The 12,866-nt window shown below is 72.8% G+C and carries 12 protein-coding genes and 2 tRNA genes; 7 read left to right on the top strand and 7 right to left on the bottom strand.

Going from position 1 to position 12,866, the window contains the following annotated elements; genetic code table 11:
* Window positions 1–3 precede the first annotated feature (3 nt).
* The 5 genes from ACFV1L_RS03435 (at window position 4) to ACFV1L_RS03415 (ending at window position 3,141) form a co-directional block, all read left to right on the top strand.
* Entirely contained in the window at window positions 4–1,401 is a 1,398-nt protein-coding gene (locus tag ACFV1L_RS03435; RefSeq protein ID WP_380362446.1) for an AAA domain-containing protein, read from the top strand.
* Between the two features lie 141 nt (window positions 1,402–1,542).
* Window positions 1,543–1,941: a hypothetical protein gene (locus tag ACFV1L_RS03430; RefSeq protein ID WP_380362444.1), complete on the top strand. Its 399-nt coding sequence runs from the start codon at window positions 1,543–1,545 to the stop codon at window positions 1,939–1,941.
* A 115-nt stretch (window positions 1,942–2,056) separates the two neighbouring features.
* Entirely contained in the window at window positions 2,057–2,602 is a 546-nt protein-coding gene (locus tag ACFV1L_RS03425) for a bifunctional DNA primase/polymerase (RefSeq protein WP_380362442.1), read from the top strand.
* Between the two features lie 86 nt (window positions 2,603–2,688).
* Window positions 2,689–2,762, top strand: a tRNA-Lys gene (locus ACFV1L_RS03420).
* A 127-nt stretch (window positions 2,763–2,889) separates the two neighbouring features.
* Window positions 2,890–3,141, top strand: a complete 252-nt coding sequence (locus ACFV1L_RS03415) for a hypothetical protein (RefSeq protein WP_380362441.1) — start codon at window positions 2,890–2,892, stop codon at window positions 3,139–3,141.
* Window positions 3,142–3,149: 8 nt separating this feature from the next.
* On the opposite strand, the gene ACFV1L_RS03410 is transcribed toward ACFV1L_RS03415, so the two are convergent.
* From ACFV1L_RS03410 to ACFV1L_RS03400, 3 genes are read right to left on the bottom strand one after another with little or no spacing between them, the layout of a single operon-like run.
* Window positions 3,150–3,767 carry a lactate utilization protein C gene (locus ACFV1L_RS03410; protein WP_380362439.1) on the bottom strand — a complete coding sequence of 206 codons (618 nt, stop codon included), beginning with the start codon at window positions 3,765–3,767 and terminating at the stop codon, window positions 3,150–3,152.
* Window positions 3,764–5,194 carry a LutB/LldF family L-lactate oxidation iron-sulfur protein gene (locus tag ACFV1L_RS03405; RefSeq protein WP_380362437.1) on the bottom strand — a complete coding sequence of 477 codons (1,431 nt, stop codon included), beginning with the start codon at window positions 5,192–5,194 and terminating at the stop codon, window positions 3,764–3,766. Before ACFV1L_RS03405 ends, ACFV1L_RS03410 begins: the two co-directional genes overlap by 4 nt.
* The gene (locus ACFV1L_RS03400; RefSeq protein ID WP_380362435.1) at window positions 5,191–5,979 is read right to left on the bottom strand and encodes a (Fe-S)-binding protein; all 789 of its coding nucleotides are present in this window, start codon (window positions 5,977–5,979) and stop codon (window positions 5,191–5,193) included. The genes ACFV1L_RS03405 and ACFV1L_RS03400 overlap by 4 nt, the downstream gene beginning before the upstream one ends.
* Before the next feature lie 58 nt (window positions 5,980–6,037).
* Here ACFV1L_RS03400 and ACFV1L_RS03395 point away from each other — a divergent pair, with 58 nt between their 5' ends.
* Window positions 6,038–6,697 carry a GntR family transcriptional regulator gene (locus tag ACFV1L_RS03395; RefSeq protein ID WP_380362433.1) on the top strand — a complete coding sequence of 220 codons (660 nt, stop codon included), beginning with the start codon at window positions 6,038–6,040 and terminating at the stop codon, window positions 6,695–6,697.
* Between the two features lie 63 nt (window positions 6,698–6,760).
* Here ACFV1L_RS03395 and pgi read toward each other — a convergent pair whose 3' ends face one another.
* The gene (gene pgi, locus ACFV1L_RS03390; RefSeq protein WP_380362431.1) at window positions 6,761–8,425 is read right to left on the bottom strand and encodes a glucose-6-phosphate isomerase; all 1,665 of its coding nucleotides are present in this window, start codon (window positions 8,423–8,425) and stop codon (window positions 6,761–6,763) included.
* A 171-nt stretch (window positions 8,426–8,596) separates the two neighbouring features.
* Window positions 8,597–10,177 (bottom strand): Na+/H+ antiporter, encoded by a 1,581-nt coding sequence (locus ACFV1L_RS03385; protein WP_380362430.1) that lies wholly within the window; start codon window positions 10,175–10,177, stop codon window positions 8,597–8,599.
* A 111-nt stretch (window positions 10,178–10,288) separates the two neighbouring features.
* On the opposite strand from ACFV1L_RS03385, the gene ACFV1L_RS03380 reads away from it, so the two are divergent.
* Window positions 10,289–10,362 (top strand) — tRNA-Lys (locus ACFV1L_RS03380).
* 52 nt (window positions 10,363–10,414) lie between these two features.
* On the opposite strand, the gene ACFV1L_RS03375 is transcribed toward ACFV1L_RS03380, so the two are convergent.
* Together ACFV1L_RS03375 and ACFV1L_RS03370 are read right to left on the bottom strand one after the other, a co-directional pair.
* Window positions 10,415–10,795 carry a VOC family protein gene (locus ACFV1L_RS03375; RefSeq protein ID WP_380362518.1) on the bottom strand — a complete coding sequence of 127 codons (381 nt, stop codon included), beginning with the start codon at window positions 10,793–10,795 and terminating at the stop codon, window positions 10,415–10,417.
* Between the two features lie 389 nt (window positions 10,796–11,184).
* Window positions 11,185–12,861: a chitinase gene (locus ACFV1L_RS03370; RefSeq protein WP_380362428.1), complete on the bottom strand. Its 1,677-nt coding sequence runs from the start codon at window positions 12,859–12,861 to the stop codon at window positions 11,185–11,187.
* Window positions 12,862–12,866 lie beyond the last annotated feature (5 nt).

Below are 12,866 nucleotides of genomic sequence, written 5' to 3'. Positions count from 1 at the left end.
CGGATGAGCTTCTCGGGAGAGCTGGTGACCGACCCTCAGGACGCGCTGGACTCGGGCGCGTTGTCGCCGGGCGAGGCCGCCGACCGGGCCGTGGCGGGCATTCTGGACGCGGTGGTGCGTCCGCGTCCGGGTGCCCCGCGCGGCGTGGTGGTGGATTCGCCGCCGGGCGCGGGCAAGTCGACGCTGGTGGTGCGGGCGGCCCGGGAGCTGGTCGGCGCGGGCGAGCGGCTGATGATCGTCGCGCAGACCAACAGCCAGGTGGACGACCTGGTGGACCGGTTGGCGTCGAAGGCGCCGGACGTCTCGATCGGCCGGCTGCACGCGAGCGACTCGAAGCCCGCTCCGGAGGCGCTGCGGCATCCGAACGTCACCGCGAAGGACAGGGTCGCGGACCTGCTGGAGCAGGACGTGGTGATCTCCACGGCGGCGAAGTGGCAGTGGGTGAAGGCCGAGCAGCCGTGGCGGCAGGCGATCGTCGACGAGGCGTACCAGATGCGCTCGGACGCGCTGCTGGCGGTGGCCCGACTGTTCGAGCGGGCGCTGTTCGTGGGCGACCCGGGGCAGTTGGACCCGTTCACGGTGGTGGGCACCGACCAGTGGGCGGGCCTGTCGTACGACCCGTCGAGCTCGGCGGTGGTGACGCTGCTGGCGCACAATCCGTCGATCCGGCCGCACCGGCTTCCGGTGTCCTGGCGGCTGCCGGCGTCGGCGGCGCCGCTGATCTCGTCGGCGTTCTACCCGTACACGCCGTTCCGTTCGGGCACCGGCCCGGGCGAGCGGACGCTGCACCCGGGGGTGCGGTCGGACGATTCGGCGGTGGACGCGGCGATCGACGAGGCGGCCGGCAGCGGCTGGGCGCTGCTGGAGTTGCCGGCCCGGCACACGGTGCGCACCGACGCGCAGGCGGTGGCGGCGGTGGCGAGGACCGTGCAGCGGCTGCTGGAGCGGGAGTTGACGGCGGTCTCGGAGCAGGGGTCGGCGCGGTTGACGGCGGGCCGGGTGGCGGTGGGGACGGCGCACCGGGACCAGGCGGCGGCGGTGCGGGCGGAGCTGGCCCGGCTGGGGGTGCCGGTGGATCCGGCGGCGGGCGAGGCGGTGACGGTGGACACCGCGAACCGGCTGCAGGGCCGGGAGTACGACGTCACGGTGGTGCTGCACCCGCTGTCGGGGCGGCCGGACGCGACGGCGTTCCACCTGGAGACGGGTCGGCTGTGCGTGTTGGCGTCGCGGCACCGGCACGCGTGCATCGTGGTGGCCCGGGCGGGCATCGCGGAGCTGCTGGACGAGCATCCGTCGACGGAGCCGGTGCAGCTGGGTGTGGCGGTGAAGTTCCCGGACGGCTGGGAGGCGAACCACGCGGTGCTGGCGCGGCTGTCGGAGCACCGGGTGCGGCTGGTGTGACGCGCCCACCGGCGCGCGGCGGGTGCCGCGCGCCGGTGGTGGGGAATAGCGACCGCGGGCACACCGTTCCGCTGGTTGCGGTCCGCGCGCGACAATGGACGCCGGCCGTCATCCCTTTCACCACCCCGGAGGTGCCCCGCCATGCCCGACTCGCACCCGCAGGCGTCCGACCAGAGCGGTGCGCCGGTGCCGGCTGCCGTGCCGGGGCCCGGCGATCGGGGGCGTCGGATCCGGCCGGCCCAGCTGATCTTCGAACCGGAGGGCCAGGAGCCCGAGCCGGAGCGCTTCTTCGACCTGGAGTCGATCGCCGACCCGGCCGAACTGCTGTCCCGTTCCACCGAGTTGGCGCTGGCGTTCCGCGCCGCGGCGGAGCGTGCGACGGACTTCCAGGCGATCGCCGCGGCGCAGCTCGCCGATCCGCGCCGCTTCGACGCGCTGTCCGCCGAGCAGATCGCCGAGCGCGCGGAGTGGACGCCCGACTACGCGCTGAAGATGGTCGAGTACGGCCGCACCCTGCAGCGGCGCGGTCCCGCGGAGTAGGCCCCGCCAGGCCCCTGGCATATGCGGCGGGCGATGGTACGCCTTCGCTGCCGCCGGTGTCCGGCGAACGCGGTTTTCTGCGCGGCCCCGGGCGCGCCCGGTCCAGGCTGGACGGGTGGACATCTGGACCTATCAATCCGTCGAGTACGTCAGCGTCGCCGGGGAGGCGTGGCTGGCCTCCGCCAGCGAGTACCCGAGCAGCATGCGCGCGCTGTGGGAGGCCCGCCCGTGGGCGCCGGCCGTCCTGCCGTGCGGCCGGGTGTTCGACGTGATCAGCCTGCCGGCGGTGTTCGGCCGCCGGGTGCTCGACGAGCTGTGGGCGTCCGGTCCGGGCTGCGGCCCGGTGGCCACCTTCCGGGGCCGCACCCTGCTGTTCGCGCAGCCGGGCACGGCGGCCCGCCTGCGCACCCTGCTGGCCTGGGAGGAGTGGGCCCGGGACGTTCCGCCGCTGCTCTGCCACGGCATCGGCGACGCGGTGACGGTGCCCCCGGTCCAGCGCGCGGTGGACGCCACCGACACCGCCGCCGGCCGCTGGATCGTCGCCCCCGACACCCGGGAGCCCTGGCTGCCGGGCGCCTCCGTGCTGCTCTGGGCGTGCGTCCGCGCGGCCCGCAGCCGCCCCGGGCGTGAGCCCGGCGACCTGCGGCCGAACGCCCGCTGAACCCCGGGTGCCCGCCACGCGGCGCTCCGGCCGGAACGGATTTTGGCTCCGGCCCCGGCCGCTGCTACAGTCTTCCACGTCAGCAAGCGCCGCTAGCTCAGTTGGTTAGAGCAGCTGACTCTTAATCAGCGGGTCCGGGGTTCGAGTCCCTGGCGGCGCACAGACAGTCGAAGGCCCCTCGCGCGAGCGGGGGGCCTTCGTCGTTCCCGTCGCGGGTCGGCGCAGGTCGGCGCGGGACTCCTCGGGGCTCGGCCGGATGCGCGTAAAGGGCTGCTAATGTCCGGGTCATGGCGTCCGACGACCTGCATTCCGACTGGGCCGCCTGGCTCGACGCCGAGCTCGCCGAGGCCGAGGCGGCCGCGTTGCGCGCGCACCGGCGCGAGGAGCTGGAGCGGCGGTTGAAGCGGCTGCTGGCGTGGACGGGGGCGGTGACGCTGGCGGCCGGTCTGGGGTTCGGGCTGGTGTACACGGCGCAGCACGGTCCGGCGCCGCGCCCGGCGGGGCCGACGGCCTCGGCGGCGCCGACCCCGGAGGGCTGAGCCCGCGCTCAGGGCAGCAGGACCACCGCGAGGCGGCGCGGTCCGTGGACGCCCTTGACCCGGATCATCTCGATGTCGGCGGTGGCGGACGGCCCGCTGACGAAGGTGAGCGGCCGGGCGGGGTCGAGTCCGGCGAGTGCGCCGGGCAGCGCGGAGTGGACCTGGGCGGCGCGGACCACGCACACGTGCAGGTCGGGGAGCAGGGTGGCGGCGCGCCGGCCCTGGCCGGGCCCGCCGTCGAGGATCAGGGTGCCGGATTCGGCGACGGCGGCGGCACAGGTCGTCAGGACGGCGTCGGTGGCGTCGAGTTGGGCGTGGGTCAGCGGCGGCCGGTCGGTGCGGGTCTCGCCGTCCCAGTGGGCGGTCCACTGCTCGGGCAGCCCGGCGGGCACGACCGCGGTGCGGGCGCTCCCGAGTGCTTCCGCCACGGCGGGGCCGGCGTCGTCCGCGCGCAGCACGGTGGCGCCGTACTCGGCCAGCCGTTCGGCGAACAGCGCGAGGACGGCGGGGCGGTCGTCCTCGTCGAGGCCGGGGGCGTGGCGCAGGTAGTGGCGGGGCGGGGCGGCCGCGGGCGGGACGGCGGCGGCGCGGATCCGGCGGAGGATCTCGGTGCGGGCGTCGGTCACTTGGTGTCTCCTTGGGTCCGCTTCCACCAGCCGCGGAAGGATTCCTCGGGGATGGCGGGGAGGGTGCGGCTGTCGGTCCAGCCGCCGAGCACGCCGGGCAGCCCGACGCGCCGGGGCAGCAGCGGCCCGGCCGTGGTGGCGGTCTTCACGGCGGCCTTCCAGGCGGCCTGATGCGCCATCACTCCGCCGACGGCGCCGAGCGCGGCGCGTTCGACGGGGTGCTGTCCTCCGTCGGCGACCTGGGCGCGCAGGTCGAGCAGGACGTCGGTGAAGCGGATCCGGACGGGGCAGACCTCGTTGCAGGCGCCGCACAGCGTGGAGGCGTACGGCAGGGACGCGGTCTGCGGGTCGTCGAGTCCCTTGAGCAGCGGGTTGAGGATGGCGCCGATCGGTCCGGGGTAGACGGAGCCGTAGGCGTGGCCGCCGGTGCGTTCGTAGACGGGGCAGGTGTTCATGCAGGCGCCGCAGCGGATGCAGCGCAGGGCCTGACGGCCCGTCGGGTCGGCGAGGGCGCGGGTGCGGCCGTTGTCGACGAGGACGAGGTGGAAGGTCTGCGGGCCGTCGCCGTCGGTGGTGCCGGTCCAGGTGCTGGTGTAGGGGGCCATCCGTTCGCCGGTGGCGTTGCGGGCGAGGAGCTGCAGGAAGACTTCGAGGTCCTGCCAGGTGGGGACGGTCTTCTCGATGCCGACGACGGAGATCAGGGTGTCGGCGAGGGTGAGGCACATCCGGCCGTTGCCCTCGGATTCGACGACGACCAGGGTGCCGGTCTCGGCGACCAGGAAGTTGGCGCCGGAGACGGCGACCTTCGCGCCGAGGAACTTCTCCCGCAGGTGCAGCCGGGCCGCTTCGGCGAGTTCGGCGGGTTCGTCGGTGAGGCCGTCGGGGGCGGGGCGGCCGTGCCGGCCCATCTCGCGGACGAAGATGTCGCGGATCTCGCTGCGGTTGCGGTGCAGCGCGGGCACCACGACGTGCGAGGGCAGGTCGTCGCCGAGCTGGACGATGGTGGCGGCGAGGTCGGTCTCGCGGGCGTTGATCCCGGCGGCTTCGAGGGCGGCGTCGAGGCCGATCTCCTCGGTGAGCATCGACTTGACCTTGACGATCTCGGTCTCGCCGGTGGCCCGGACCAGGTCGGTGACGATCCGGTTGGCCTCGGCGGCGTCCCGTGCCCAGTGGACGGTGCCGCCGGCGGCGGTCACCTTCTCCTCGACCTGGAGCAGGTGGGTCTCCAGGTTCGCCAGCACCTGGTCCTTGATCGCGGCGGCGGAGTCCCGCAGCGCGTCCCAGTCGGGGCGTTCGGCGGCGAGCACCGCCCGCTTGCCGCGGATGGTGTGCGTGGCGCGGCGCACGTTCTCCCTCAACTGCCGGTTGCCGACCTCGCGTTCGGCGGCCTCCGGGAAGGCGGGCCAGCCCAGGAAGGACCTCGTCATCGTGCTCCCTCCACCACGGGGACGCCGGGCAGCGGCCCGTCCTGTTCGGTCCTGGCCAGGATCTCCACCAGGTGCACGGTGCGGACCGGGTGCCCGTCCCGGTCGAGCCGGCCGCCGATGTTCATCAGGCACGAGTTGTCGACGGCGGCGAGGACGCTCGCGCCGGTCTCCAGGACGTGCCGGGCCTTGTCGCCGTTCATCGCGCCGGAGACGGCGGGGTTCTTCACCGAGAAGGTGCCGCCGAAGCCGCAGCACTCCTCCTGGGCGGGCAGTTCGACGAAGTCGATGCCGCGGACGGCGCGCAGCAGCCGGTAGGGCCGCTCGCCCAGCCCGGTGGCCCGCAGGCTGTGGCAGGTCGGGTGGTAGGTGACCCGGTGCGGGAAGTACGCGCCGACCTCCTCGACGCCCAGCCGGTCGGTCAGGTACTCGGTCAACTCGACGACGCGGGGCGCGAGTTCGGCGACGGCCCGGGCGAGCCCGGGGTCGCCGACGGCGGCCAGGGGGTAGGCCTCGGCGGGCATGCCGGCGCAGGACGCGGAGGGGACGACGATCTCGTCGTAGTCGCCGAAGGTGTCCACGAAGTGCCGGGCCAGTTGGGCGGTCCGCTTCCGGTAGCCGGTGTTGAAGTGCATCTGTCCGCAGCAGCTCTGGCCGGGCGGGAAGTCGACCTCGACGCCGAGGCGGCGCAGCAGGGCGACGGCGGCGCGGCCGGTGCCGGGGAAGAGGGTGTCGTTGAGGCAGGTCACGAACAGGGCGGTGCGGGGGCGTGGCACGTTCGGAGGCATGCCCGCATCATAGATGCAAGCTTAGATGCAAGGTGGGACGCCGTGGCAGAATGGCGGCGTGACCGACGCCCAGCCCAGCCCCGCCGCCGATGCGCAGCCCGCTGCCGCCGACGGCCAGTCCACCGCCGAACGGGCCTACCACCACGTCCGCGGCCGGCTGCTCGACGGCACCTGGCCGGGCGGCACGCTGCTCTCCGAGGGCGTGGTCGCGATCGACCTGGGCCTGTCCCGCACCCCGGTCCGGGAGGCGTTCCTGCGCCTGCAGTCGGAGGGCTTCCTGCGCCTGTACCCGAAGCGCGGCGCGCAGGTCGTCCCGATCGCCCCGGGCGAGGCCCGGGACGTGCTGGCGGCCCGGGTGCTGTTCGAGCACGGCGCGGTCGACGCCCTGGCCGACCGCGGCCCGGAGGCGCTGACGGCCGCCGCCGCCGAGCTGCGCGCCGCCTGCGAGCACGCCGACCCGCACCCGGTGGAGGCCGGCCGGCACTTCCACCTGACCCTGCTGCGGGCGGCCGGCAACCCCGTGCTGGCGTCCCTGTACGAGACCCTGTGGGACCGTCAGATACGCATCTCCGCCGCCGCCACCGCGACCCGCGCGCACGCCGCCGAGGACCACGCCGAGCACCGGGCGCTGGCCGACGCCCTCGCCGTCCCGGACCCGGCGCTGGCCCGCGCCCTGATCACCGCGCACGCCGACTCGCTGCTGGCGCGCATCCGCTGACCCCGGGTGCGCGAAGGGCCCCGGGGGGGAGCTACCCCCCCCGGGGCCCCCGCCGTTCGCGCGCTACTTGCGGCCGCGCAGCTCGCGGTAGCGGCCGACCAGGGCCGCGGTCGAGGAGTCCAGCGCCTCGCCGCCCTCGCCGGTCAGCAGGACGGGCTCGATCTTCTTGGCGAGCACCTTGCCGAGCTCGACGCCCCACTGGTCGAAGGAGTCGATGTTCCACACCGCGCCCTGGACGAACACCTTGTGCTCGTAGAGGGCGATCAGCTGGCCGAGCACGTGCGGGGTGAGCTCGTCGGCCAGGATCGTGGTGGTCGGGTGGTTGCCGCGGAACGTCTTGTGCGGGACCAGCTCGGCGGGCACGCCCTCGGCCGCGACCTCCTCGGCGGTCTTGCCGAACGCCAGCGCCTGGGTCTGCGCGAAGAAGTTGGCCATCAGCAGGTCGTGCTGGGCGACCAGGCCGACCTGCAGGTCGTCGACGGGCCGGGCGAAGCCGAGGAAGTCCGCCGGGATCATCTTGGTGCCCTGGTGCAGCAGCTGGTAGTACGCGTGCTGCCCGTTGGTGCCGGGGGTGCCCCACACCACGGGGCCGGTCTGCCAGTCGACCGGGCGGCCCTCGCGGTCCACCGACTTGCCGTTGGACTCCATGTCGAGCTGCTGCAGGTACGCGGTGAACTTCGACAGGTAGTGCGAGTACGGCAGCACGGCGTGCGCCTGGGCGTCGAAGAAGGCGCCGTACCAGACCCCGAGCAGGCCCAGCAGCAGCGGGGCGTTCTGCTCGGCGGGCGCGGTGCGGAAGTGCTCGTCGACCAGGCGGAAGCCGGCCAGCATCTCCTGGAAGCGCTCGGAGCCGATCGCGATCATCAGCGACAGGCCGATAGCCGAGTCGTACGAGTAGCGGCCGCCCACCCAGTCCCAGAACTCGAACATGTTGGCGGTGTCGATGCCGAAGTCGGCGACGCCCTGCGCATTGGTGGACAGCGCCACGAAGTGCTTGGCGACGGCCTCCTCGCCCGCGCCGAGCTGCTCCAGCAGCCAGCTGCGGGCGGCGACCGCGTTGGTGACGGTCTCGATGGTGGTGAACGTCTTCGAGGCGACGATGAACAGCGTCTCGGCGGCGTCCAGGTCGCGCACCGCCTCGTGCAGGTCGGCGCCGTCCACGTTGGACACGAAACGGACCGTCAGGTCGCGGTCGGTGTACGAGCGGAGCACCTCGTAGGCCATCGCCGGGCCCAGGTCGGAGCCGCCGATGCCGATGTTGACGACGTTGCGGATCCGCTTGCCGGTGTGGCCGGTCCACGCGCCGGAGCGGACCCGCTCGGAGAAGTCGGCCATCTTGTCGAGCACGGCGTGCACGGCGGGGACGACGTTCTCCCCGTCGACCTCGATCACGGCCCCGCGCGGGGCGCGCAGCGCGGTGTGCAGGACGGCCCGGTCCTCGGTGTTGTTGATCTTCTCGCCGCGGAACATCGCGTCGCGCAGCTCGGCGACGCCGGTGGCGGCGGCAAGCCGGCGCAGCAGGTCCAGGGTGCGGTCGGTGACCAGGTGCTTCGAGTAGTCGATGAAGAGGTCGCCGACCTGAAGCGTGTAGCGCGTGCCCCGGTCGGGGTCGGCGGCGAACAGCTCGCGCAGGTGCTGGTCGCCGAGCTCGGCGCGGTGCTTCCCCAGCGCGGCCCACTGCGGGGTGCGGTCCAACGGGGTGCGGCCGTTGGCAGGGGTGTCCGACATCGGTTGCTCCTTGCGTCATGCGGGTGCAGATACCGGCGGTTCCGGCGGGAGGGTTGCGCTGGGGCCGGCGGGTACGGTGCACGAGCCGGCACCATCGCCAGCCTTGCCCGGCCCAACCCTATTCCCTGCCGGCCGCCCCGCCGGGACATCCGCCCCCGGGTCGACGGGCCGTCACTTCCTGGCCGACTGGAGGTCGAGCGCCCGCAGCACGCGGTCCGCGATCTCCGGGTCGGCGCCAGCCTCGCTGCGGGCCGTGAGCACCTCGCGGCGGGAGGCGGCGATCATCTCCTGCTCGACCGCGAACGCCTGCCGCCACTTCTTGCCGCGGCGCTTCGCCTCCAGCGCCTCCTCCTCCTCGTACTTCTCCGGACAGAGCCGGGCCAGCCGGTCGTGCTGGCGCTCGCGCAGGCGCTCGGTGATCTCCGGCGGCAGCTGGTCCTCCTCCTCCAGCTCGGCCAGCCGGTGCAGCCCGGCCTTCGCGGCCCGCCACCACAGCTCGCGGACCGCCTGCTCGTGGGCGTCGTGGTCGCTGTCCAGGCCGAGCAGCTTCACCACGTAAGGGAGCGTCAGACCCTGCACCACCAGCGTGAACAGGACGACGCTGAACGCGATGAAGACGATCTCGTTGCGGACCGGGAACGGCAGCCCGTCGTGCAGCGCGAGCGGGATGCCGAGCGCCAGCGCGACGGTCGCCACCCCGCGCATGCCGGACCACCACAGCACCACGGTCTCCCGCCAGCTGATCGGGGTGTCCTCCTCCCCGTGGCTGACCCGCTTGGACAGCCACGCCGCGGGCAGCAGCCAGAGCAGCCGGACCAGCACCACCACGGTGATGACGATCGCGGTGTCGCCGATCATGGTGTGCCAGGTGTCCTTGACGTCCCGCAGGACGGTGGACAGCTCCAGGCCGATCAATCCGAACGCGACGCCGGTGATCAGCGTCTCGACGATCTCCCAGAACGCGTTGCCGACCAGCCGGAACGACACGTCGTCGGCGTCGGACGCCCGGTCCGCGAGGTACAGCGCGCACACCACCACGGCGAGCACGCCGGAGCCGTGCATCTCCTCGGCCAGGGTGTACGCGGCGAACGGCACCAGCAGGTTGAGCGCCACCTGCTGGGTGGGGTCCTCCAGCCGCCCGGCCAGCTTGGCGTTCGCCCAGCCCAGCCCGACGCCGACCAGCACCGCGACCACCGCCGACAGCAGGAACCGCAGCACCGCGTGCCCGGCCGACAGGTCCCCGTCGACCACCGCCTCGATCGCCAGCGAGTACACGACGATCGCGGTCACGTCGTTGAACAGGCCCTCGCTCTCCAGCACCGCGGTCAGCCGGCGCGGCAGCCCCACCTCGCCGGCCACCGCGACGGCGGCCACCGGGTCGGGCGGCGAGACCAGCGCGCCGAGCGCGACCGCGGCCGCGACCGGAACGCCCGGCACCAGCCAGGAGAACGTGCCCGCGACGGCGGTCGTGGTGACGATCACCAGCGCGACGGCCAGCAGCAGGATCGACCTGATGTTCGCCTTGAAGTACCGCACCGAGGAACGCCGGGCGACCGCGAAGATCAGCGGCGGCAGCACCAGCGGCAGGATGAACTCCGGGTCGATCTCCACGTTGGGGATCTGCGGCACCAGCGCGAACACCAGGCCGACCATGGTCATCAGCACCGGCTGCGGGATCCGGGTCCTCCGGGCCAGCGGCATCGTCACCACGGAGGCGAGCAGCACCAGGAAGAGCAGTGTCAGCTGGCCCACGGAGAATCCTCTCGGCAGAAGCGGACGGCCGGATTCAGCATACGTTCCGGCCGCGACCGGACCGATTGTGTGTTTCCGGCTCTGACCAGGTAATGTTCTCTCCGTCAGCAAGCGCCGCTAGCTCAGTTGGTTAGAGCAGCTGACTCTTAATCAGCGGGTCCGGGGTTCGAGTCCCTGGCGGCGCACAGACAGTCGGAGGCCCCTCGCGGAAGCGAGGGGCCTCCGGCGTTTCTCCGTTCAGTCCGGGCGCCGCTCATTGACGCACAGCACGTTGCCGTCCGGGTCCTTGAACCACGCCGCCCGCATGCCGTCGTCCTCCGCGACCCCGTTCACGGTCTTCAGCCCCGGCAGGTCGTACTCCTCGAACACCACGCCACGACCGCGCAGTTCGGCCATCTCGGCATCCAGGTCCGCGACCTTCCAACTGGCCAGCGTATGGCCGGCCTGCCCCCCGTAGGGCGTCTCGTACATCCCGAACTCACTGTCCCCGCACCGGAACGTGACTTCCTCCGCCCCGTCCCGCACCAGCGACAGCCCGAGCGTGTCCCGGTAGTACCGCTTTCCCTGTTCGAGGTCGGTCACCGGAATCACCGCGTACAACGGCGCATCTCCCAGCATCACCACCACCTCCTGCCCCCCAATCTAGGCACCCACCCCCACCCCCGCGATCCCCTACGTCCACCCCCACCCAGCGCAAAGCCCTCTCACCCCCAGCAACCGGCCCAGGCCGGTCGCCGGTTCTTGCAGCGGGTGGTCGCCCGCGGCGGGCCCGGGCGTGAGGCAGCGGGGGCTGGCCGGCGCCGTGACGGTGTCGGGAAAAGCCCGCCGCAGGCGACCACCGGCACGAAAGCCGGCCACCACCCGGCAACCGGCCCCCTCCCACTACCCGCTCGACCGCTCAACCCACCCCAACCCCCACCACCCAAGCCCGCCGCAGGCGACCACCCAACACACGAAGACCGGCCACCACCCGGCAACCGGCCCCCGTCGTACTGCCGCTCGACCGCTCAGCCGAAGTAGGTGTGGAAGTTCTTCGAGAACTCGTTCCCGTTGTAGTTGTCCCAGTTGATCGACCAGGTCATCAGCCCGCGCAGGTTCGGCTGCTTGCCGGCCCGCGGGGTGTAGGAGCCGCAGCTGGTGCCCTTGGTGAGGCAGTCCAGGGCCTGGTTGACGACGGCCGGGGCGACGTAGCCGTTGCCGGCGTAGGTGTTGGCGGGCATGCCGATCGCGACCTGCGAGGGCTTGAGCGCCGGGAACATGTTGGCGGTGTTGCCCGCCACCGGGAAGCCGGCGAGCAGCATGTCGGTCATCGCGATGTGGAAGTCCGCGCCGCCCATGTTGTGGTACTGGTTGTCGAGGCCCATGATCGAGCCCGAGTTGTAGTCCTGGACGTGAAGCAGCGTCAGGTCGTCGCGCAGCGCGTAGATGACCGGCAGGAACGCCCCGGCGCGCGGGTCCTGTCCGCCCCAGGGGCCGGAGCCGTAGTACTGGTAGCCGAGCTGGACGAAGAAGGTCTCCGGCGCCATGGTCAGTTGGAACTTCGCGCCGTACTTGGCCTTCAGGGTCTTCACGGCCGAGATCAGGTTGGTGATCACCGGCGTGGTCGGGTTCTTGAAGTCGTTGTCGCCGGTGGCCAGCGACAGCGAGTGTCCTTCGAAGTCGATGTCGAGGCCGTCCAGGCCCCACTTGTCGATGATCGCGGACACCGAGTTGACGAAGTTGTCGCGGGCGCCGGTGGTGGTGAGCTGGACCTCGCCGTTCTGGCCGCCGATCGACAGCAGGACCTTCTTGCCCTTGGCCTGCTTGGCGGCGATCGCCGCCTTGAAGTCGGCGTCGGACTCCACGCCGGGGCACTCGGTGACCGGGCAGCGGTTGAAGTGGATGGTGCCGGAGGTGATGGAGTCCGGCTCGCCGAAGGCCAGGTCGATGATGTCCCAGCTGTCGGGGACGTCCGCCATCTTCATGTACCCGGCGCCGTTGGCGAAGCTCGCGTGCAGGTAGCCGACCAGCGCGTGGCTCCCGGCGGGCGGCGGAGTGGTCGGCGAACTCGACGGACTGGCACTGGCCGAAGCCGACGCAGAAGCCGAAGCCGAAGCCGAAGCAGACGCGGACGGGGAGGCGGACGCGGAGGCGGAGGCGGAGGCGGACACCGACGCGGACGGACTCGGCGCACCCGGCCCGTCCAGCGAGATGTCGTCCGCGTAGTAGGTGCCCTGCCCGTACCAGCCGTGGGTGAAGACGGTGGCGGAGGTCTGGGTGGCGGTGGTGGTGAAGCTGACGGACAGCTTCTGGTAGGCGCCGCCGGTGCTGGGCGTCCAGGTGGAGGTGCCGCCGTTGACGCCGAGGTAGACGTACGCGCCGTTGACGTAGGCGCTGAGGGTGTACGTGGTGTTGGGGGCGACGGCGACGGTCTGGGTGCACTGGGCGGTGTCGCCCGCGCTCGCGGCGCCGGCCAGCGCGTAGCTGCCGCTGCGGGCGTGGCCGGTGACCACGCTGCCGGTGGAGCCGCTGCAGGTCCAGGGGTTCAGTGCGCCGGTCTCCAGGCCGCCGTTGACCAGGAACTCGCCGGCCGAGGCCGACCCGGCGAGTCCGAAGCTGATCGCGACGGCGCCCGCGGCCGCGACGGCCCAGGCCGTTCCGGCGGCGAGCAGCCGCTTGCCTCTGGGCGTTCGGGGAGTGTGCATGTGGG

The sequence above is a fragment of the Kitasatospora sp. NPDC059646 genome, assembly GCF_042734615.1.
Taxonomy (GTDB): Bacteria; Actinomycetota; Actinomycetes; order Streptomycetales; family Streptomycetaceae; genus Kitasatospora.
The sequence above is the reverse complement of the archived record's forward strand: the minus strand, read 5'-3'. Positions and strand labels throughout refer to the sequence as shown.